General features: G+C 71.5%; 19 protein-coding genes. 13 read left to right on the forward strand and 6 right to left on the reverse strand.

Annotated elements, in window-relative coordinates; all coding sequences use genetic code 11:
* Window positions 1-473: 473 nt before the first annotated feature.
* From ACO2Q3_RS25245 to ACO2Q3_RS25270, 6 genes are all read left to right on the forward strand, one after another.
* The gene (locus ACO2Q3_RS25245) at window positions 474-1,592 is read left to right on the forward strand and encodes an ABC transporter substrate-binding protein (protein WP_423311779.1); all 1,119 of its coding nucleotides are present in this window, start codon (window positions 474-476) and stop codon (window positions 1,590-1,592) included.
* Between the two features lie 13 nt (window positions 1,593-1,605).
* On the forward strand, window positions 1,606-2,664 hold the full coding sequence (locus tag ACO2Q3_RS25250) for an ABC transporter ATP-binding protein (protein ID WP_423311781.1): 1,059 nt from the start codon (window positions 1,606-1,608) through the stop codon (window positions 2,662-2,664).
* A complete protein-coding gene (locus ACO2Q3_RS25255) occupies window positions 2,661-3,557 on the forward strand; it encodes an ABC transporter permease (protein ID WP_423311783.1) in 897 nt (298 codons plus the stop codon). The genes ACO2Q3_RS25250 and ACO2Q3_RS25255 overlap by 4 nt, the downstream gene beginning before the upstream one ends.
* 4 nt (window positions 3,558-3,561) lie before the next feature.
* The gene (locus ACO2Q3_RS25260) at window positions 3,562-4,386 is read left to right on the forward strand and encodes an ABC transporter permease (RefSeq protein ID WP_423311785.1); all 825 of its coding nucleotides are present in this window, start codon (window positions 3,562-3,564) and stop codon (window positions 4,384-4,386) included.
* Window positions 4,387-4,405: 19 nt separating this feature from the next.
* Complete coding sequence (locus ACO2Q3_RS25265; RefSeq protein WP_423311787.1) at window positions 4,406-5,167, forward strand: hypothetical protein; 762 nt, start codon at window positions 4,406-4,408, stop codon at window positions 5,165-5,167.
* 71 nt (window positions 5,168-5,238) lie between these two features.
* Window positions 5,239-5,724, forward strand: a complete 486-nt coding sequence (locus ACO2Q3_RS25270; RefSeq protein ID WP_423311789.1) for a CopG family ribbon-helix-helix protein — start codon at window positions 5,239-5,241, stop codon at window positions 5,722-5,724.
* A gap of 201 nt (window positions 5,725-5,925) precedes the next feature.
* Here ACO2Q3_RS25270 and atzF read toward each other — a convergent pair whose 3' ends face one another.
* Genes atzF through ACO2Q3_RS25295 form a run of 5 tightly spaced genes read right to left on the reverse strand, consistent with a single transcriptional unit; the run spans window position 5,926 to window position 13,313 of the window.
* On the reverse strand, window positions 5,926-7,716 hold the full coding sequence (gene atzF, locus ACO2Q3_RS25275) for an allophanate hydrolase (protein ID WP_423311791.1): 1,791 nt from the start codon (window positions 7,714-7,716) through the stop codon (window positions 5,926-5,928).
* Window positions 7,716-11,336, reverse strand: coding sequence for an urea carboxylase (gene uca / locus ACO2Q3_RS25280; RefSeq protein ID WP_423311793.1), 3,621 nt, complete (start codon window positions 11,334-11,336; stop codon window positions 7,716-7,718). The genes atzF and uca overlap by 1 nt, the downstream gene beginning before the upstream one ends.
* A gap of 14 nt (window positions 11,337-11,350) precedes the next feature.
* The gene (locus ACO2Q3_RS25285) at window positions 11,351-11,977 is read right to left on the reverse strand and encodes an urea amidolyase associated protein UAAP2 (RefSeq protein ID WP_423311795.1); all 627 of its coding nucleotides are present in this window, start codon (window positions 11,975-11,977) and stop codon (window positions 11,351-11,353) included.
* Complete coding sequence (locus ACO2Q3_RS25290) at window positions 11,974-12,807, reverse strand: urea amidolyase associated protein UAAP1 (RefSeq protein ID WP_423311797.1); 834 nt, start codon at window positions 12,805-12,807, stop codon at window positions 11,974-11,976. The genes ACO2Q3_RS25285 and ACO2Q3_RS25290 overlap by 4 nt, the downstream gene beginning before the upstream one ends.
* The gene (locus tag ACO2Q3_RS25295; protein ID WP_423311799.1) at window positions 12,804-13,313 is read right to left on the reverse strand and encodes a CopG family ribbon-helix-helix protein; all 510 of its coding nucleotides are present in this window, start codon (window positions 13,311-13,313) and stop codon (window positions 12,804-12,806) included. Before ACO2Q3_RS25295 ends, ACO2Q3_RS25290 begins: the two co-directional genes overlap by 4 nt.
* Before the next feature lie 149 nt (window positions 13,314-13,462).
* Here ACO2Q3_RS25295 and ACO2Q3_RS25300 point away from each other — a divergent pair, with 149 nt between their 5' ends.
* Complete coding sequence (locus tag ACO2Q3_RS25300; RefSeq protein ID WP_423311801.1) at window positions 13,463-13,873, forward strand: hypothetical protein; 411 nt, start codon at window positions 13,463-13,465, stop codon at window positions 13,871-13,873.
* Between the two features lie 15 nt (window positions 13,874-13,888).
* Here ACO2Q3_RS25300 and ACO2Q3_RS25305 read toward each other — a convergent pair whose 3' ends face one another.
* Window positions 13,889-14,101 carry a hypothetical protein gene (locus ACO2Q3_RS25305; protein WP_423311803.1) on the reverse strand — a complete coding sequence of 71 codons (213 nt, stop codon included), beginning with the start codon at window positions 14,099-14,101 and terminating at the stop codon, window positions 13,889-13,891.
* Window positions 14,102-14,327: 226 nt separating this feature from the next.
* Between ACO2Q3_RS25305 and ACO2Q3_RS25310 the strand changes: the two genes are divergently transcribed.
* The 6 genes from ACO2Q3_RS25310 to ACO2Q3_RS25335 all read left to right on the forward strand — a co-directional run bounded on the left by ACO2Q3_RS25310 (window position 14,328) and on the right by ACO2Q3_RS25335 (window position 18,401).
* Window positions 14,328-14,990: an OmpW/AlkL family protein gene (locus ACO2Q3_RS25310; RefSeq protein WP_423311805.1), complete on the forward strand. Its 663-nt coding sequence runs from the start codon at window positions 14,328-14,330 to the stop codon at window positions 14,988-14,990.
* A gap of 79 nt (window positions 14,991-15,069) precedes the next feature.
* Window positions 15,070-15,210, forward strand: coding sequence for a hypothetical protein (locus ACO2Q3_RS25315; RefSeq protein WP_423311807.1), 141 nt, complete (start codon window positions 15,070-15,072; stop codon window positions 15,208-15,210).
* Entirely contained in the window at window positions 15,207-15,575 is a 369-nt protein-coding gene (locus ACO2Q3_RS25320) for a c-type cytochrome (RefSeq protein ID WP_423311809.1), read from the forward strand. The genes ACO2Q3_RS25315 and ACO2Q3_RS25320 overlap by 4 nt, the downstream gene beginning before the upstream one ends.
* Window positions 15,576-15,639: 64 nt before the next feature.
* A complete protein-coding gene (locus ACO2Q3_RS25325) occupies window positions 15,640-16,806 on the forward strand; it encodes a sensor histidine kinase (RefSeq protein WP_423311811.1) in 1,167 nt (388 codons plus the stop codon).
* Between the two features lie 101 nt (window positions 16,807-16,907).
* Window positions 16,908-17,468, forward strand: coding sequence for a nitroreductase family protein (locus ACO2Q3_RS25330; RefSeq protein WP_423311813.1), 561 nt, complete (start codon window positions 16,908-16,910; stop codon window positions 17,466-17,468).
* A 117-nt stretch (window positions 17,469-17,585) separates the two neighbouring features.
* Window positions 17,586-18,401: a universal stress protein gene (locus ACO2Q3_RS25335; protein WP_423311815.1), complete on the forward strand. Its 816-nt coding sequence runs from the start codon at window positions 17,586-17,588 to the stop codon at window positions 18,399-18,401.
* Window positions 18,402-18,417 lie beyond the last annotated feature (16 nt).

Raw genomic sequence — 18,417 nt, forward strand, 5'->3', positions numbered from 1 at the left:
GCGGGCCGGCTCCACCGCGCCCGGCCCGCCGACTTTTTCGCGCCGAGCGGGTTGCGCCTCTGCTAGGTTAAGGCGCCGGCTCCTCCCTGGGCCCCCTCCACCATTCGTCCTTCGGCCGAATGGTCCCCCTCCCCCGTTTCACGGGGGCGGAGCGCAGTGTCGAGGCCGCCTCTCCTCACCCGCGCAGCGAAGCGGAGCGGGGGAGGGGGACCGTCGGGCGTCAGCCCGAGGGTGGTGGGGGCCTGCGAACACTCTGGCCGGCAGGCCGGGGAGGAACTTCGCAACGCTCATCGGCCGACGGCGCGGCCGCGCCCGCCCAGTAATACGAATTGCCCAGAACGTAGTCGCGGGCCATCGGCGGGGCGCCCATCGTGAGGGCAAACGCCGACGCCTTGCGGGCGCCTCGTCGCCGGGGCTTGGCCGCGCCGCGTGGCGCGCGCCGAGTGTCCAGGCAGCAGCACCGGAGTTCATGCATGCAAGGTCCAGACGACGGCCGGGACAAGCCCCTTCCAGCCCGCGATCCGCGCTGGAGCCGTCGTGGACTGATCCTGGGCGCCGGCGCCTCGGGGCTGCTGGCGGCCTGCTCGCCGGCCGGGGGCGGGGCGGGCGGCGGACGCACCCTGCGCGTCTCCGCCTACGGCGGCAACTTCGAGCGGGCGATGTCCGCGCACATCTATCCGCTGTTCGAACAGAAGACCGGCATCAAGGTCGTCTCGCAGGCCCAGCCCGCCGGGGTGCAGTTCCTGCTGCAACTGATCGAGGCCAACAAGGCGGGCATGCCGCCGATGGACGTCTGCATCGCCGCCTCGGAGGATGTGCTGCGCGGGCGTCAGGCGAACGTCTGGAAGATCCGCGACCTCAAGACGGTCCCCAACGCCGGCAACCTGCCCGACCAGTACATCGCCCGCGGCCCGAACGGCGTCGACGGCATCGGCGCGGTGGGCTGGTTCCTGGTGATGGTGATGAACCCCAAGCTGGTCCACCCCGTGCCGGACAGCTGGACGGCGCTGTGGCAGCCCGGCTTCAAGGACGCCTGGGGCCTGTCCGGCGGCGGCGGCAGCGGCATGTTCGAGATCACCGCCGGAACCTATTTCGGCGGTACGCAGATCCTCGAGACCGAGGATGGCATCCGCAAGGTGGTCGCCAAGATGGCCGAGCTGAAGCCCAACACCAAGCTGTGGTGGGACTCCGAGGGCACCATGCAGACCGCGCTGGAGAACGGCGAGGTCAAGGGCGGCACCTATTTCCGCGACGTGGCCAAGACCATGGCCGACAGCGGGGTGTCGGTCCAGGCGGTGTTCCCCAAGGAAGGCGCGCTGATCGACTACGGCTGCTGGTGCCAGCCCAGCGCCTCGAAGAAGACCGCCGAGGCCGAGGCCTTCATCGACTTCATGTGCACCGCCGAGGCGCAGAACCTGCTGGCCTCCAAGGTCAACGTCCCGCCGCTGATCCGCAAGGAACTGCTGACCCTCTCGCCGGAGACCGCGGCCCTGGTCACCAGCCCGAACGAGCCGATCGCCACCAACCTGGCCGCCCGCTCCAAGCACCTCGACTTCATGGTGCAGCAGTTCAACCAGATGGCCGCCAGCTGAAGGAAGCCAAGCGATGTTCGGTCTCGCCCTCGATCGCCTGTCCAAGCGCTACGACGGCCAGATGGCCGTGGACGATGTCAGCCTGACCATCCCGCATGGCCAGTTCGTCTGCTTCCTGGGGCCCTCGGGGTGCGGCAAGACCACCTTGATGCGGATGATCGCCGGGCTGGAGGAGCCCACCGCGGGCACGATCAGCCTCAACGGCCGCGACATCACCCAGGATGCGCCGAACGTGCGGCGCTTCGGCATGGTGTTCCAGTCGCTGGCGCTGTTTCCGCACCTGTCCGTTGGCGACAACATCGGCTTCTCCCTGAAACTGCAGGGCAAGCCGGTCGCCGAGCGGCGCGCGCGGGTGGCTGAGCTCCTGTCGCTCGTACGCCTGTCGGGCCTGGAGAAGCGCGCGGTGAGCGAGCTCTCCGGCGGTCAGCGCCAGCGTGTCGCCATCGCCCGCGCCCTGGCGCAGGAGCCACAGGTGTTCCTGTTGGACGAGCCGTTCTCCGCGCTCGACGCCAAGCTGCGCGACGAGATGCAGGCCGAGCTGCGCCAGCTGCAGGAGACGCTGAAGATCACCACCATCCTGGTCACCCACGACCAGCGCGAAGCCATGACCCTGGCCGATTCCATCGTCGTCATGGGCGAGGGGCGAATCCAGCAGCATGGTCCCCCGGCGCAGATCTACCGCGCGCCCAGCAACCGCTTCGTCGCCAATTTCATCGGCCTGTCCAACCTGCTGGCGGTCGAGGTGCTGGACGGTCAGACCGTACGCCTGGGCGAACGGACCCTGGCGGTGCCCTCCACCGCCAACCACGCCAGCGGCGGACAGGCGATGCTGTCGATCCGTCCGGAAGAGGTGCGCCTCGCCGCCGGGCCGGCGGGCGGCGCGGACGGCAACACGGTCGCCGCCCGGATCACGCGGGTGCGCGACCTCGGCTCCAACGTCGAGGTGCAGCTGGAATTCGAGGGGCGCAGCCTGCTGACCGTGCTGCAGCCGCGCGACTGGTCGGGCGGCGACGCGGGCGACGAGGCCCAGGTCTGGCTGCCCCGGGACCACTGCCGGGTGCTGGCGGCGTGACCGGGATCGTGGCCCCGCTCGCCGTGCCGGCCGCCGCCCGCCGCCTGCGCCGGGAAACCCTCGCCCAGGCCGCGATCCTGGCCGCCCCGACCCTGTTCCTGGCCGCCTTCTGCGTCACCCCGGTGCTGCTGCTGCTGCAGATCAGCGTCGCGCACCACGCCGAGGGGGGGCTGTGGAGCCCGGCCTTCGAGCTGTCCCAGTACGCCCAGCTGGCCGACCCGGTGTTCCTCAAGGTCTCGGCCTTCTCCCTGGGTCTGGCCGCCTGCGCCGCGGTTCTCACCGTCTCGATCGCCTTCCCGGCCGCCTATTTCATCAGTCGCATGCGCCGGCGCGCGCAGGTGGCCTGGCTGGTGTTCATCCTCGGCGCCCTGTCGCTGTCGGAGGTGCTGGTGGTGTTCGCCTTCCAGGTGCTGCTGTCCAGCGGCGGGGCGCTGGTGAAGACCCTGGTCGACCTGCATGTCATGGCCTCGGCGCATTCGCTCTACCCGAACATCGGCGCGGTGCTGGTCTGCCTGGTCTATCTGGTGCTGCCGTACGTGATCCTGTTCCTCTACCCGGCGGTGTCGAAACTGGACGAGGAGATGCCCCAGGCGGCCGCCACCATGGGCGCCTCGCCGATGCGCGGCTTCTTCCTGGTTACCACGCCGCTGATGCGCGGGCCGCTGGTCTCGGCCCTGGCGCTGGTGATGATCTTCACGGTCAGCTCCTACCTGACCCCGCTGGTGCTGGGCCGGCCGGCGCAGTGGACGGTGGGCGTGCACCTCAGCAACACCGCCATGGAAGCCGGCAACCTGCCGCTGGCGGCGGCCCAGGCCGTGGCCCTGGTCAGCGCGATCGCCGCCCTGCTGGCGGCCGTGCGCTGGCTCGGCCGCTCGCGGCTGGCGGGAGCCTGACGCCATGCGCAACACCGCTTCGCACGCCGTCAGCCTCTGGGCCCAGCGCGCCTTCATGACCCTGGTGGCCCTGTTCATCGCCGCGCCGCTGGTGGTGGTCGCCGGCGTCTCGTTCAACGCCACCAGGCGGATGAGCTTCCCGCCCCGCGAGTTCAGCCTGACCTGGTACAAGGCCTTCTTCACCGATCCGGACTGGATGGCCTCGCTGCGCGCCACCCTGACCATCAGCACCGGGGCCGCCCTGCTGTCGGTGGCCATCGCCCTGCCGATCGCCTACGCCGTCTGGCGCTACGGCTCGCGCCTGTCCAAGGCGATGGCGGGCCTGGGCGCGGGCCTGTTCCTGCTGCCGGGGGTGGTGGTGGCGGTGATGTTCAGCGCCTTCTGGGGCTTCACCGGCCACGTCGGCCGGCTGGAGAACGTGGTGATCAGCCACGCCGCTATCTTTCTCGGCATCCCGCTGACCCTGCTGGCGGTCGGCTTCGAGAGCATCGACAAGGGGCTGCTGGAGGCCGCCCGCACCATGGGCGCGGGCGAGACCGACGCCTTCCGCATGGTGATCCGACCGGTGATGACGCCCTATATCGTCTGCGCCCTGGCCTATGTGTTCGTGCTGAGCATGAACGAGTACCTGATCGCCTACCTGGTGGCCGGCTTCACCATCCCCACCCTGCCGATCCGCATCTTCTCCAACATGCGGTCCGGCTACGAGCCGACCATGTGCGTGGCCGCGGTGCTGTTCATGACGGTGGGCTTTTCGGTGTTTGGCCTGCTCGCCACGATCGGCGATCTGCCCAAGCTGATGGGCCGTGACCGGCCGCTGCGCAACTGACCGCGAAGGACCGCCTGACATGACCCCCGCCGTCCCGCCCGTTCCCGAACCCAGTCGCGGCCTGTGGCGCCGGGAGGTGATCACCGCCCCGGGCTTTCGCGACGAAACCACCCGCGTGCTGTGGCTGCAGACCGAGACCTGGTACGCGGACATCCGCGTGCCCATCGACCGCCCCGGCCCGCAGGGGGAGGGCTTCGGCGCCTATGCCGACGCCGAGCTGATCACCCTGGCCCGCATCCAGGGCTTCGCCGGCCAGCTGGCCGTCGATGGCGACACCTTCTTCTGGCGCCGCGATCTCGACGTGCAGCCGGCGTCGGGCGACCGCGACGAGGCGCGCTGCTCGCAGGATGGCGAGGTGCTGGTCGAGGACGGCCTGCACGCCGACTACCAGGAGATCTGGCGGCGCGAGGCCGCCAGCCGTTCGCCCCAGGCGGCCTATCGGCTGGAGGGGGCCGATCGCGAGGGCCTGCTGGTGATCGGCGGCGAGCACCTGATCGAGTTCGTCGCCCGGCCCGGCGCGGCGCCGGTCGGCCCATCGCTGGCGGTGCTGGTCGAGGCCGAGCTGGCGGCGGGCCGGCGAGCGGCGGCCGAGGCCCTGCTGGGCACGCGCATCCGCTACGCCCGGCGCAGCGAGGGCGGCGCCTGGATCACCCGGCTGTCGTCGATGCCCTGGCTGGAAGGCCGGGCGATGCTGCCGGCCGGCGCGGAGCCCGCCGAGATCACGCCGGACGGCGGGGGGCGCTGGCGGCGTCTGGACGTGCTGGAGGAGGCCGCGACATGAGTGGCGGAACATTGATCAGTCCCCTGCCGGCATGCGACCATGCGGCTTCGTTGCCGATTTCCCCGGACGCCATGAAAGCGCAACCCGACGCCTCGCAGCTCGCCCGGATCGGCATCAGCCTGCCCAAGAAGCTGCTGGACCAGCTGGACGCCATGGTGGCCGAGCGCGGCCTGCCGGGCCGCTCGCAGCTGATCGCCGAGCTGATCCGCCACGAGCTGGCCGACCCGGAAAACGGCCTGGAAGGCGACGTGCTGGCCGGCACCATCACCCTGATCTACCGCGCCGAGAGCGGCCGCGTGCGCCACGCCCTGGCCAAGCTGCAGAGCGAGTTCCTGCCCGAGGTGATCTCCTCGCAGCACGTCTTCCTGGAGGAGGACAAGTCGCTGGAGGTGCTGCTGGTGCAGGGCTCCACCGAGCGGCTGCGCAGCCTCTGCGACCGGCTGCGCTCGGTTCGGGCGGTGCAGCAGCTGAAGCTGGTGACCACCCAGTCCCTGCTGCCGCCCCTGCACGCGCACGGCGAACTGCCCGAGCCCGAGGCGCCGCGGAAGGCGGGGTAGGGGGGCTCCGCTCCCCTGCGCTCTCTCTTTTTGTCATCCCGGAATCCGCGCAGCGGATATCCGGGACCGCGGCAAGCGCTGGCGCCTGCTACGGCGCTCACCATCAGCGTTTCCGGCGGTCCCGGATAAGCCGCTGGCGCGGCTTTCCGGGATGACAGACGAGGGGGATGACGGAAGAGGGCAAGGTGATGGACGCCCCCCTCAAAGCCCGGCGATGTACGCCCGCCAGCCGCCCAGGGCGGTGATGTCCTTCGCGCCGGTGATGGCGCGCGGTTCGGCGACGAAACCCTTGACCGTCGAGCCGTCCTCCAGCGTCACCGAACCGATCGCCAGGGGCGCGGGGACCTCGACCACGAAGCTGCCGAACGCTTCCACGCCCAGGTCATACACCTCCACCTCGATGCCGGCGCCGTCGGCCTCGCCGGCGTGGATCAGGGCGGGCTTGGGGGGCTGGGAATTGGCCATGGCGTACAGGCGATAGACTGGCGCGGTCTTCGTGCGGGCCACGAGGCGGGCGTCGCGCGAGGTCAGCTGCCAGTGCAGCGGCATGCCGGCCAGGTGGGCGCCGACCACGGCCAGCTTCACGGTCTGCGGCTTGCCATTCGTATCGGGCGCGGGGGCGTCGGGCATGGGGGCGATCTCCTCATAGCGGCGGGCCAGATCCAGCAAGGCCCCGTCGGCCCAGGCCGGGCCGATCAGGGTGACGCCGAAGCCGGTGGCGTTGCCCCGCCAGCCGGCGGGGACGGCGATGGCGCTCATGTCCAGCAGGTTCACGAAGTTGGTGTAGAGGCCGAGGTTGGCGTTCAAGGCGAAGGGCTCGGCCAGCAGCTCGGCGATCCGGTAGATGGTCGGCGCCGTGGGCAGCAGCAGCACGTCGGCCGCCGTCCAGATCGCCTCGGCGGCGCGGGCGAAGGCCTGCAGGGCGTAGAGGCCCTTGAAGGTCTCCACCCCGCTGACCGCGGCCCCGCCCTGGACGATGGCGCGCACCACCGGATGGATGGCGGTGGGATTGTCGCGGAGCAGATCCTCCAGCGCCGCCGTGCGCTCGGCCACCCAGGGGCCGCTGTAGAGCAGCCTGGCCGCCTCCAGCAGCGGCTCGATGTCCACCTGCACGGGCTCGCCGCCGGCCTGCGCCAGGCGGCGGACCGCGCCGGCGTACAGCTGCTCGCTCTCCGCATCGCCCAGGAACCGCAGCTGGTCGGGCCGGGCGACGGCGAAGCGGAAGCGCGCGGGCAGGGCGGGCGGCGGCTCGGCCGGGGCGCGCCGGGAGAAGGGGTCCTCGGGGTCGAAGGCCGTCGCGACCTGGTCCACCAGGGCGGCGTCGGCGGCGTCGGCGGTGAACACCGTCACGCAGTCCAGCGAGCGGCAGGCGGGGACCAGCCCGCGGGTGCTCCAGCGGCCCTTGGTCGGCTTGAAGCCGATCAGCCCGTTGAACGCCGCCGGCACCCGGCCGGAGCCCGCCGTGTCTGTGCCCAGCGCGAAGCTCACCAGGCCCGCGGCCACCGCCACCGCCGAGCCGGACGACGAGCCGCCGCTGACGTAGGCGCGGTTGGTGACGCAGGCGGGGACGCCATAGGGGCTGCGCGCGCCGACCAGGCCGGTGGCGAACTGGTCGAGGTTGGTCTTGCCCATCAGCACCGCGCCGGCGGCCTCCAGCCGGGCCACCACCTCGGCGGTGCGCTCGGGACGATAGGCGAAGGCGGGGCAGGCGGCGGTGGTGGGCAGGCCGGCGACGTCGAGGTTGTCCTTCACCGCGAAGGGCGCGCCCGCCAGCGGCAGGACCTCGCCGGCGGCGACCTGGGCGTCCACCGCCCGGGCGCGGGCCAGCACGGCCGCGGGGGTCGGGCGCTCGATCCAGGCCTGCGGCTGGACGGCGTCGTAGGCGGCGATACGCGCCAGCGCCTCGCGGGCCACCGCCTCGGCGCTGCGCCGGCCGGCGGCGACGTCGGCCGCGATGTCGCGGGCCAGCTCGCCCTCCCGAAGCGCCGCCATCACGCGGGCTCCCAAAAGGCAGGTTCAAGGGCGATCATCGGCGCGCCGGACGAGATCGTCTGGCGCTCGGCGGCGTAGACCTCGCGCACCACCCCGGCGGCGGGGCTCGGCACGTCGCACTCGGTCTTCATCGCCTCGATCACCGCGATCACGTCGCCCTTTTCGACCCGGTCGCCGGCCTTGACCAGCATCTTCCAGACGTTGCCGCCCAGGGGGGCCTCGACCAGTTCGGCGCCCTCGGGGGCGACGATCACTTCGCTTGTTGCGTCGGCGGAGAGCTCGGCCGACAGGGCCTCGACCCGGGCGAACTCGCCCCGGGCCTCCCAGTCGGCGCGCTCGGCGTCGAAGGCGGCGCGGCGGGTGGTCTCGAAGGCGCCGATGCTCTCGGCGTTGTCGGCCAGGAACCGGCGGTACTCCGAGAGGCGGAACACCGAGGGCTCGATCTCGATCTCGCGGCGCCCGACCAGGAAGTCGCGCCGCCACTCGGTCAGCTCGTCGGCGGTGACCGGGAAGAAGCGGATCTGGTCGAAGAACCGCAGCAGCCACGGTTTGCCGGCCTCGAACGGGCCGGTCTGGCGCCAGGTGTTCCACACCTGGATGGTGCGCCCGAACAGCTGGTAGCCGCCCGGACCCTCCATGCCGTAGATGCACATGTAGGCCCCGCCGATGCCGACCACGTTGGGCGGGGTCCAGGTGCGGGCGGGGTTGTACTTGGTGGTGACCAGGCGGTGGCGCGGGTCCACCGGGGTGGCGACCGGCGCGCCCAGGTAGACGTCGCCCAGGCCCATCACCAGGTAGCGGGCGTCGAACACGATGCGCCGCACGTCCTCCTCGGAGGCCAGGCCGTTGACCCGGCGGATGAACTCGATGTTGTCCGGGCACCAGGGGGCGTCGTCGCGCACCACCTGCATGTACTTGTCGATGGTCTGGTAGATCGCCGGGTCCTTCCAGGACAGCGGCAGGTGGACGATGCGCGAGGGGATCTCGAAGCCGTCCAGGCCGCCGAGCCGCTCCTCGGCGCCGGCCAGGGCGTCCAGCAGCCGTGACTGGCTGATCGCGCGGCTGTCGTAGTGCACCTGCAGCGAGCGGATGCCGGGGGTGATGTCGATCACCCCGGGCAGGTCGAGGCGCTGCAGTTCCTGCATCAGGGCATGGACCCGCAGGCGCAGCTCCAGGTCCAGCACGATCGGCCCGTATTCCACCAGCAGGTGCCGGTCGCCCTGACGGCGGTAGACCACCTCGGGCCGCTGCCCCTGCGCCGCGATGCGGGTCAGGATCGGGCTGGCCGCCGGCGCCGCCGGCTTCGGTTCCGGCGCCGCGGCCAGGGTGGCCACCAGCCGGTCCTGCGCCCGCTCGGCGTCCGTCGCGGTGTCGTCGGCCACCGCCTCGAACATCACCACGTCGTCCGGCGCCAGCTGGCCCACCTTCCAGAGGTCGGCCTGGATCACCACGAACGGGCAGACGAAACCGCCCAGCGACGGGCCGTCGGGACCCAGGATGATCGGCAGGTCGCCGGTGAAGTCGACCGCGCCCACGGCATAGGCGTTGTCGTGGATGTTCGACGGGTGCAGCCCCGCCTCGCCGCCGTCTCGCCTGGCCCACTGCGGCTTGGGCCCGACCAGCCGCACCCCGGTGCGGTTGGAATTATAGTGCACGCGCCATTCGGTGGCGCGCAGCATGGCGATGTCGTCCTCGGTGAAGAAGTCCGGCGCGCCGTGCGGGCCGTAAAGGACGCGGAGGGTCCAGCGCTTGCCGATCGCCGGCTGCAGGCTGCCGGGCAACGCCGGGCCCGGCGCGCCGTCGGCGGCGCCGGCGGTCAGGCGCAGCACGTCGCCGGCGCTCAGCGCCCGCCCGGCGTGGCCGCCGAAGCCGCCCAGGGTGAAGCCGGCCCGGCTGCCGAGATACGTCGGCACGTCGAAGCCGCCCTTCACCGCCAGATAGGCCCGCAGGCCCGCGCCGCGCACCCGGCCCAGCTTCAGGGTCTGGCCGGCCTCGGCGCGGAACGGGGTGAACGGGGCGATCGGCGCGCCGTCCAGGGTGGCGTCCAGCGCCGCGCCGGTCAGGCACAGCAGCGCCGGGGCCTCGAAGGCCAGGGTCGGGCCCTGGGCGGTGATCTCCAGCCCGGCCAGGCCCTCGTCGTTGCCCAGCAGGCGGTTGGCGAGCCTCAGGGACAGGGCGTCCATCGGCCCCGACGGCGGCACGCCGACGTCCCAGAAGCCCAGGCGCCCGGGATAGTCCTGCACCGTGGTCGAGGCGCCGCCGGTCAGCACCCGCACGGTCCGCGGACGATAGGGAATCTCGGCCAGGGCGCGGGTGGAGACCTGGCCAGTCTCGAACATGGGGGTGGCGGCGACGTCGCGCAGCCAGGCGAGGTTGGTCTCCAGCCCCTCCAGCCGGGTCGCGGCCAGCGCCTGGCGCAGGGCGGCGACGGCGGCCGGCCGGTCGTCGGCCGTGACGATCAGCTTGGCCAGCAGCGGGTCGTAGAAGGCGCTGACCTCGACCCCGTCGGCCACCCAGCCGTCGACCCGTGCGTCGGCAGGGAAGCGCACCTGGGTCAGCACGCCCGAGCTTGGCCGGTAGTCCTGGCCGGGGTCCTCGGCATAGAGCCTGGCCTGGATCGAGGCGCCGCGCGGGACCGGCGGCGGGGCGTCCAGGAACGCAAAGTCGCCGGCCGCGCCGCGGATCATCCATTCCACCAGGTCGACGCCGGTGACCTGCTCGGTGACCCCGTGCTCCACCTGCAGGCGGGTGTTGACCTCCAGGAAGAAGAAGTCGTCGCGGTCGGGATCGTAGAGGAACTCCACCGTGCCGGCCGACTGGTAGTTCACGCCGGCGGCCAGGCGCACCGCGGCGTCGATCAGGGCCGTGCGGGTGGCGGCGGGCAGGTTCGGCGCCGGGGTCTCCTCGACGACCTTCTGGTTGCGCCGCTGCAGCGAGCAGTCGCGTTCGCCCAGCGCCAGCACCTTGCCGGCGCCGTCGCCGAACACCTGCACCTCGATGTGCCGGGCGCGGCGCACATAGCGCTCCAGGAAGACGCCACTGTCGGAGAAGTTGGCCCCCGCCAGCCGGGCGACGCTGGCGAAGGCCTCCGCCACCGCCCCGTCGTCCTCGCAGACCCGCATGCCGATGCCGCCGCCGCCGGCCGTGGCCTTCAGGATCACCGGGTAGCCGATGTTCGCCGCCGCCGCGCGCGCGGCCGCCGCATCGGTCAGCAGGTCGGTGCCGGGGGCCAAGGGCACGCCGTGCGCCTTGGCGAGGTCTCTGGCGGTGTGCTTCAGGCCGAAGGCGCGGATGTTGTCCGGCGTCGGGCCGATGAAGGCGATGCCGGCCGCCGCGCAGGCCTCGGCGAAGCCGACGTTCTCGCTGAGGAAGCCATATCCGGGGTGGATCGCCTGCGCGCCCGTGGCCTTGGCCTTGGCCAGGATGACGTCGCCGCGCAGATAGCTCTCGGCCGCCGGGGCCGGGCCGATGCGCACCGCCTCGTCCGCCTCGCTGACATAGGGCGAGCCGGCGTCGGCGTCGGAATAGACGGCGACCGAGGCCACGCCCATGCGTCGCAGGGTGCGGATGACGCGGCTGGCGATCGCGCCGCGATTGGCGATCAGGACCTTGGAAAACACGCTGTACCCTTCGATCAGGCGGCGACGATCATGCGCACGGGCGTCGGGTTGAAGCCGTTGCAGGGATTGTTGATCTGCGGGCAGTTGGAGACCACCACCGTCAGGTCCATCTCCGCGCGGAGGTCGACGTAGAGGCCGGGGGCCGAGATGCCGTCGACGATGCCCAGCGTCCCGTCCGCCTCCACCGGCACGTTCATGAACCAGTTGACGTTGGAGACCATGTCGCGCTTGCCGCGGCCGTAGCGGGCGTTGCCCTGCAGGAAGTTCTCGACGCAGGCGTGCTGGGCCTTGGTGTGGTGGCCATAGCGCAGGGTGTTGCTCTCGCAGGAACAGGCCCCGCCGATGGTGTCGTGATAGGCCACCGAGGTGCCGGTCAGGGTGGCCATCGGCCGGCCCTCGTTCGAGCGCAGCACCGACCCCGTGCGCAGGAAGATGTTGCCCTGGGCGGCGATGGTGTCCTGCGCGCTGTAGCGCTCGGCGTCGTCCTCCAGGGCGTACATCAGGAAGTCGACCGCCTGGTTGCCCTCCAGGTCGACGATGCGCAGCGTCTGGCCCTTGCGCACGACCGCGGTCCACGGCGCGCGGGCGGGGACGACTTCATCGAGCACGATCGCGCCCGCCAGGTCTGGGGAGGAGCTCATCGGCGCAGATCCTCTTCGGTGTTGAGGAAGGCGCGCAGGCCCTCCGGCGTGGCGTTGCGGATCGCGTCGTCAGCCGGCGTCGGCGCGCCGCGCCAGGCCAGCGCCCGGGCGGCGGTGACCGTGTAGTCCGGCCGCGGGTCCAGCACGTGCGGGCAGTTGGCCAGGGCGACGATGACGTCCATCTCGGCGCGCAGGGTGATGGCGGCGCCCGGCCCCTGCGCGCCGTCGAAGCGGGTCTCGCCGTCCGGGCCGATGGCGACGCCCTTGAACCAGCTGACGCAGGGGTGGATGTCCCTGCGCGACAGGCCGAACTTGGCCGCCGCCAGCAGGAAGCGATCGCGGGCGTTCGGATGCGCCCCCCAGTTGTCGCCATCGCCGTAGCGGGCGGCGTTGCCGGCGGCGTTGGAGCAGCCGCAGAAGGCGTCGTGCCGGCCGGAGGTGTCTTCCGTGATGCTCATCAGCACCTTGCCCATGTCCGAGAGCAGCAGCGACCCGACCTTGAGGTAGGCGTTCCACTGCACCTTCTGGGTGTCGGCCACGTTCAGCCGCTCGATCGGCCGCTCGGCGTTGAACACCAGCATCGAGACACAGGCGTCGCCCTTCAGGTCGGTCAGCCGCAGCCGTGCGCCGCGGTTCAGCCGCTTGGCCGCATAGCCGCCGGGCGCGATGGTCTCGTCCCAAAGCACGCTTTCGGCGTCGACGCCGGCGGGCAGATCGGCGGCGTCGGTGGCCGGCACGGTGGGCATCCACTCGACCCGGGTCCCGCTCATCGCCCGGGCGTGGGCGCGCGCGCTGGCGGGGTCGGCCGTGCTGGCCAGGGTGTCGCTCATGGCGTCTCCTCCGGGCGGTCGTTGTCCGCCGCCGGCACGCTGGCCGGCGCGGAGGCTGTATTGGAGTGGGCATGCAGCGGGGGCAGCAGGGCGGTCGCCGTCACCAGGGTGATCTGGTGGATGCCGCGAATCTGCCGCAGCCGGTCGCAGAGCGCCTTCAGCCGCTCCGACGGACCCTGCACCAGCAGCACCTCTAAGGACTGGTCGTCCTCCAGGAAGACGTGCTGCGCCGAGATCACCTCCTTCAGGAAATCCGACTGCGCCTGGGCCAGGGCCTGGCGAACGCGGCCGCTCTCGGCGCGGTAGATCAGGGTCACAGTGCCGGCCAGCACCACGCCCGGCATCCCCTCGGAGTGCTCGGCCAGCTCATGGCGGATCAGCTCGGCGATCATCTGCGAGCGGCTGGCCAGGCCGCGCTGCGCCACCATGACGTCCAGCTGGGCCAGCAGTTCCGCCGGCAGGCTGACGCTCAGGCGCGCGAGCGGGGGGAAGGGCGCGAGGTTCATGCGGTCTTCATAGCAGTATTACGATTTGATCCAATCGTAATACTAGCGCCGGCGGCGCTGGCCTGAGCGGCGCCCGCCCCACGACCATCGGCGCCCCTTTTTTGCCCTCCAGGGTGGTTGGTGTAGTTTGCCCTATGCGCTCGCGGATCATGTACATCGAGGACAAGTCGGGCGGCCTAGTCGGGCCGTGCCGGATCGGCCGAGTCACCTTCTCAAAGACCGGCGCCACGCTGCGATACGGCGGTCGGTCCTTTCAGAGTCTCAAAGGGCACGGCTTCAAGGCCAACTACATCGACATCGACTCGGGCCGGATTTTCTGGATTTCCGGCCCCCGGCGTGACGGCGTCGACGGCCTCTACGGCCGCATAACCCAGCCGCAGGACGTCGATGCGGACGTGGCTGAGGAATACTGGCGCCAGATCCGAGGCTGCGCAGCCGTGGCTGACGGCGGACCGCGCCCCTCCGAGCCGTTCGGCGAGGGTGAAGCCCCGCCGCTGGCGCCGGGTCGCAAGGCGGCGCGGATCGCAAGCACGTCGATGGCGGGCGCCTCCGGGCGCTGAACCGGCCTCGCGGCGTCAGCCGTGCGCCGCGCCGCCGTACAGACTTCTCAGGGCTCCCACGGGCGGAAAGGCGGCCACGTGACGCTGAGCCTGCCAGACCTCGATGGCGTAGGGATGATCGACCGCGCCCGCGCAGTCGATGGCGTCGTCGTCGCTTTCGAAGTCCCGCAAACGCTCCTCCTGGAGCGCCCCGGCCTTGTCCATGAGCCTGATGCAGTAGCGGGCCATGCGCGAAACACTAGGCGCATCGTCCGCCCACCGCCTTGCGCCGGATCAATCGCGCGCTGCGCTCGGGGCGCCGCGAACGGGCGCCGGCAGCGCCACACTACCCTATTTGGAGAGTCGGGTTCCGCCCGCGCGCCGGGCGTTTGACGTCGATCAAGGTTGGAGGATTCAAACGGCCGTTTAAGGCCCCCCAAGCGGTGTCAGCCGCCCATCAAGAAGGGGATCTTCTATGTCCAAACGTCTCGCCGCCGCGTTCAGCGTGGCTCTGCTGTCCACCATCACGCTGGCGCCGATGGCGCATGCGGCCGATGAAGTGACCGTGGGCAAGCATGCCGGCGCCATCATCGTGAACCTGCGCGGCACCGTGGTCGATCCGGTCGGCTCCTCGCCGATCCTCACCGCCGCCGGCGGCGCAACCGGCCTCAGCGCCACCGCCGACAGCAGCGTCGTTCCGTCGCTGGGCATCAGCTACTTTTTCACCGACAACATCGCCGCGGAGCTGATCCTGGCCACGTCCGAGCACTCCATCTCGGCGGTGAGTTCCAGCGGCAGCACGCTGGTGCACAAGACCTGGGTTCTGCCGCCGGTGGTTTCGCTGCAATACCACTTCGCGCCGCACAGCCAGTTCAGCCCCTACGTCGGCGCCGGCGTGAACTACATGATCTTCTACAGCGGCAAGGACTACAACGGCTTCACCGTGCGTCCGCACGACGGCTTCGGCGCGGCGGTCGAGGGCGGGGCCGACTTCGCGGTGAACAAGCGCGTGAACGTCAACGTCGACGTCAAGAAGGTCTTCTTCCGCACCGACGCCGACATCAACGGCGGCGCCTTCAAGTCGCATGTCCACCTGGATCCCTGGGTCATTTCCGCGGGTCTCGGCGTGAAGTTCTGACGTTCCGGCGGTTTGATCCTGGTCAAGGCGGGCCCTCCCGTCCCACGCCAGGATCAGCCAACGCCTGGAAACCAACGCCATGTCCTTCGACCGCCTGGATGATCTGCCGCCCGACCCCAACAACGCCGGCCGCCAGGAGCGCGAGAGCGCCATGCTGGTGATCTGGGCGCTGCTCGGGTTGCTGCTGACGGTCCTGTTCTCCCTGGCGCTCTGGTCGTGAGGCGGGCCGCGCGACGGGCGGGGGCGTTGCTGCTGGCGGCGCTGCTCCCGCTGGGCGGCTGCGCGGACCTGGGCTGGCGCAAGCCGCAGCCCGATCCGGTGGCCACGGCGGGGGCGGGCTTCGTGGCCCGCGCCTGCGCGGGATGCCATGCGGTCGGGACCAGCGGCGCGCCGCGCGATCCCGCCGCGCCGAATTTCCGCAGCCTCGTGGCCCGACGCTCTGACAGCGAACTGCAGCTGGCCGTCTCCCGCGTCGCCCAGCACGGCCACGTGCAGATGCCGCCGATCTACATGACCGACGACGAACAGGCCGCGGTCCTGGCCTATTTCAGGTCGCTCAGACGGCAGACCCTGCCGCACGCCTGAGCCGAACGGCGCTGCGACACCGCAAACCTTGAAGCTTACTGCGACCGCGACTAGCGTCGCGGCCATGTCGGCGACCCCTGACCTCGCCTCTGACCACGCCAGCCGCCTCCTGGCCGCCATCGTGGCGTCGTCCGACGACGCCATCATCAGCAAGACCGTGGATGGCGTGGTGACCTCGTGGAACGGCGGGGCGGAAAGGATCTTCGGCTACAGGGCCGAGGAGATGATCGGCGCGCCGATCAACCGCCTGGCGGTCCCCGGCCAGGAAGCCGAGATGCCCGACATCCTGCAGCGCCTGCGGCGTGGGGAGCGGGTCGACCACTTCGAGACGCGCCGGCGGCGCAAGGACGGGGCGATCGTGCTGGTCTCCCTGACCGTCTCCCCGATCCTCGACGAGTCCGGCGCCATCATCGGCGCCTCGAAGGTGGCGCGCGACATCACGGCCCAGAGGGCGGGCGAGGAGGCCCTGAGGCAGGCCCATGAACGCCTGCGCGAACAGCAGATCGAACTGCTGCATGCGGCGCGCCTCAGCGAACTCGGGCAGATGGCCGCCACCATGGCCCACGAGGTGAACCAGCCGCTCAGCGCCATCGTCAACTATCTGCGCGGCGGCCAGAACCTGATCGAGACTCTCGGGCCGGCGGCCCTGCCCCGGGTGGCCGACGCCCTGCAGCGCGCCTCCGACCAGGCCCTGCGCGCCGGCGAGGTGGTGCGCCGCCTGCGGGCCTTCGCCCGCCGCGACGAGGGTGAGCAGACCGCGCAGTCCCTGAACCAGATGCTGGAGGACGCCGCCGCCCTGGCGACCCTCGACGCCGGCCAGCGCGGGGTCACCGTCAGCCGCACCGGTCCGGTCCCGCAGGATCTGGTGATGGCCGATCGCATCGAGGTGCAGCAGGTGCTGCTCAACCTGATCCGCAACGCCCTCGACGCCATGGAGGAGCGCCCGCGTCGCGAGCTGAAACTGTCGGCGGCCCGGGACGGCGACATGTTCGAGGTGGCCGTGGCCGACACCGGCTGCGGCCTGACGTCCGCCGTGCGCGAGCGGCTGTTCGAACCCTTTGTGTCCACCAAGCCCCAGGGTGTCGGCATCGGCCTGTCGATCTGCAAGCGCATCATCGAAGGCCACGGCGGGGCCTTCTGGGCCAACGACAATCCGGACGGCGGCGCCACCTTCCACTTCACCCTGCGCGCGGCGCAGAAGGCCGCCATCAACGGCTTCTCGCCGGCCTGAACCGCGGCCGGCTTGCGGCAGATCAAGGCCCGCAGACCCGCCAGGTCCATGCTCCCGGCGCGCGCCCCGGACCTGTCTCCGGGCGCCGAGCGGAGATTCCCATGGACGCCATCGACGCCATCTACCGGCGACGCGCCATCCGCGACTACGCGCCCGACCCGCCGGCGCGCGGGGAGCTTGAGCGCCTGGTGGAGATCGCCGTCCAGGCGCCCAGCGGCATGAACCGCCAGCCCTGGGCCTTCGCCATCGTGCTCGGCCGCGAGCGCCTGGCGCAGGCGTCCGCCTTGGCCAAGGCCGCGCTGGCCCCCTCCGCCGCCGACCTCGGGCCCGAACTGGCGGCGATGCTGGCCAGTCCCGAGTTCGACATCTTCTACAACGCCCCGGCGCTGATCGTGGTCTGCGCCACCGAGGCGGGACCGATGGCGGTGACCGATGCCTGCCTGGCCGCCGCGACCCTGATGATCGCCGCCGCCGACAGCGGCCTGGGGACCTGCTGGATCGGCTTCGCCGAGGCCTGGCTGGCCAGTGAGGCCGGCCGTTCCTGGCTGGCCATTCCGGACGACTGGCGGGTGGTCGCGCCGATCATCGTCGGGCGTCCGCGCGGCGCGCCGGAGCGGCCGGCGCGCAAGGCGCCGACGCTGGTCTGGGTCGGAGAAGGCTGAGGTCGCAGCGACCCGTAGAAACCCTTAGGGGGGCGCCCGGAATTTCGCGGCTGGCGCGTCCCCCCTAGACCTGCTCGCGGTCGCCTTGCAGCGGCCCATCACTGCGGGAGGCTCCTGATGTCCTATGCATCCATCATGCTGCACGTGTCGTCCGAGGCGGCGGCCCAGCCGCGCCTGGCCTGCGCCCACGACCTGGCGGCGCGGTTCGACGCCACCCTGATCGGCGTCGGGGCGGAGATGACGCCGCCGATCGCCGACAGCGGCTATGGCTTCGCCGACAACTGGTACGTGCTGATGGCCGACGAGATCGACCGGCGCCTGAAGGCGGCCGAAAGCCAGTTCCGCGAAGCCGCCAAGGACCTGGCCAGACCCGCGGTCTGGGAGTGCGGCCTGCGCTATCCCACCGGCGCCGTCGTGCTGGCGTCGCGCGCCGCGGACCTGATCGTCGCCAGTCGCCCGCAGGGCGGCGACATCCATCGCCATGCGGACCCTGCCGAACTGGCGATCGCTTCCGGCCGGCCGGTGTTCATCCCGCCGTCGACGCCGCGGCCGCTCGACCTGCGGCGCGTGCTCTTGGCCTGGAAGGACACGCGCGAGGCCCGCCGGGCGATGTCCGACGCCCTGCCGCTGCTGCAGCGCGCCGAAGCGGTGCGGGTGCTGGAACTGTGCCATGGCGACGAGGCCGACGACGCCCGGATCCGCACCAACGACGTCGCTGCGGCCTTGCGCCGGCACGGCGTGGCGGCCGAGGCCGACGTTTCCGTGCGCACCGCGGCCAGCGGGCACGACGTGATGGCCGAGGCCGACGCTTTCGACGCCGGGCTGATCGTCGCCGGCGCCTACGGCCACAGCCGGCTGGGCGAGTGGGTATTCGGCGGCATGACGCGCGACCTGCTGGCGCACGGCGACCGCTGCGTGCTGCTGAGCCACTGATCCGCCGCCCGCCAGC

Origin of the sequence: Caulobacter sp. KR2-114, from assembly GCF_049446115.1 — a bacterium.
GTDB lineage: Bacteria > Pseudomonadota > Alphaproteobacteria > Caulobacterales > Caulobacteraceae > Acaudatibacter.

What these genes read in the sequence shown, in the direction of transcription:
- ACO2Q3_RS25290 (WP_423311797.1), bottom strand. Translation starts at nt 12,807, where the DNA reads ATGAGCGACACCCTGGCCAGCACGGCCGACCCCGCCAGCGCGCGCGCC.
- ACO2Q3_RS25305 (WP_423311803.1), bottom strand. Translation starts at nt 14,101, where the DNA reads ATGGCCCGCTACTGCATCAGGCTCATGGACAAGGCCGGGGCGCTCCAG.
- ACO2Q3_RS25285 (WP_423311795.1), bottom strand. Translation starts at nt 11,977, where the DNA reads ATGAGCTCCTCCCCAGACCTGGCGGGCGCGATCGTGCTCGATGAAGTC.
- ACO2Q3_RS25245 (WP_423311779.1), top strand. Translation starts at nt 474, where the DNA reads ATGCAAGGTCCAGACGACGGCCGGGACAAGCCCCTTCCAGCCCGCGAT.
- ACO2Q3_RS25300 (WP_423311801.1), top strand. Translation starts at nt 13,463, where the DNA reads ATGTACATCGAGGACAAGTCGGGCGGCCTAGTCGGGCCGTGCCGGATC.
- ACO2Q3_RS25315 (WP_423311807.1), top strand. Translation starts at nt 15,070, where the DNA reads ATGTCCTTCGACCGCCTGGATGATCTGCCGCCCGACCCCAACAACGCC.
- atzF (WP_423311791.1), bottom strand. Translation starts at nt 7,716, where the DNA reads ATGGCGGCGCTTCGGGAGGGCGAGCTGGCCCGCGACATCGCGGCCGAC.
- ACO2Q3_RS25295 (WP_423311799.1), bottom strand. Translation starts at nt 13,313, where the DNA reads ATGAACCTCGCGCCCTTCCCCCCGCTCGCGCGCCTGAGCGTCAGCCTG.
- ACO2Q3_RS25310 (WP_423311805.1), top strand. Translation starts at nt 14,328, where the DNA reads ATGTCCAAACGTCTCGCCGCCGCGTTCAGCGTGGCTCTGCTGTCCACC.
- ACO2Q3_RS25260 (WP_423311785.1), top strand. Translation starts at nt 3,562, where the DNA reads ATGCGCAACACCGCTTCGCACGCCGTCAGCCTCTGGGCCCAGCGCGCC.
- ACO2Q3_RS25330 (WP_423311813.1), top strand. Translation starts at nt 16,908, where the DNA reads ATGGACGCCATCGACGCCATCTACCGGCGACGCGCCATCCGCGACTAC.
- ACO2Q3_RS25270 (WP_423311789.1), top strand. Translation starts at nt 5,239, where the DNA reads ATGAAAGCGCAACCCGACGCCTCGCAGCTCGCCCGGATCGGCATCAGC.
- ACO2Q3_RS25335 (WP_423311815.1), top strand. Translation starts at nt 17,586, where the DNA reads ATGTCCTATGCATCCATCATGCTGCACGTGTCGTCCGAGGCGGCGGCC.
- ACO2Q3_RS25250 (WP_423311781.1), top strand. Translation starts at nt 1,606, where the DNA reads ATGTTCGGTCTCGCCCTCGATCGCCTGTCCAAGCGCTACGACGGCCAG.
- ACO2Q3_RS25325 (WP_423311811.1), top strand. Translation starts at nt 15,640, where the DNA reads ATGTCGGCGACCCCTGACCTCGCCTCTGACCACGCCAGCCGCCTCCTG.
- ACO2Q3_RS25265 (WP_423311787.1), top strand. Translation starts at nt 4,406, where the DNA reads ATGACCCCCGCCGTCCCGCCCGTTCCCGAACCCAGTCGCGGCCTGTGG.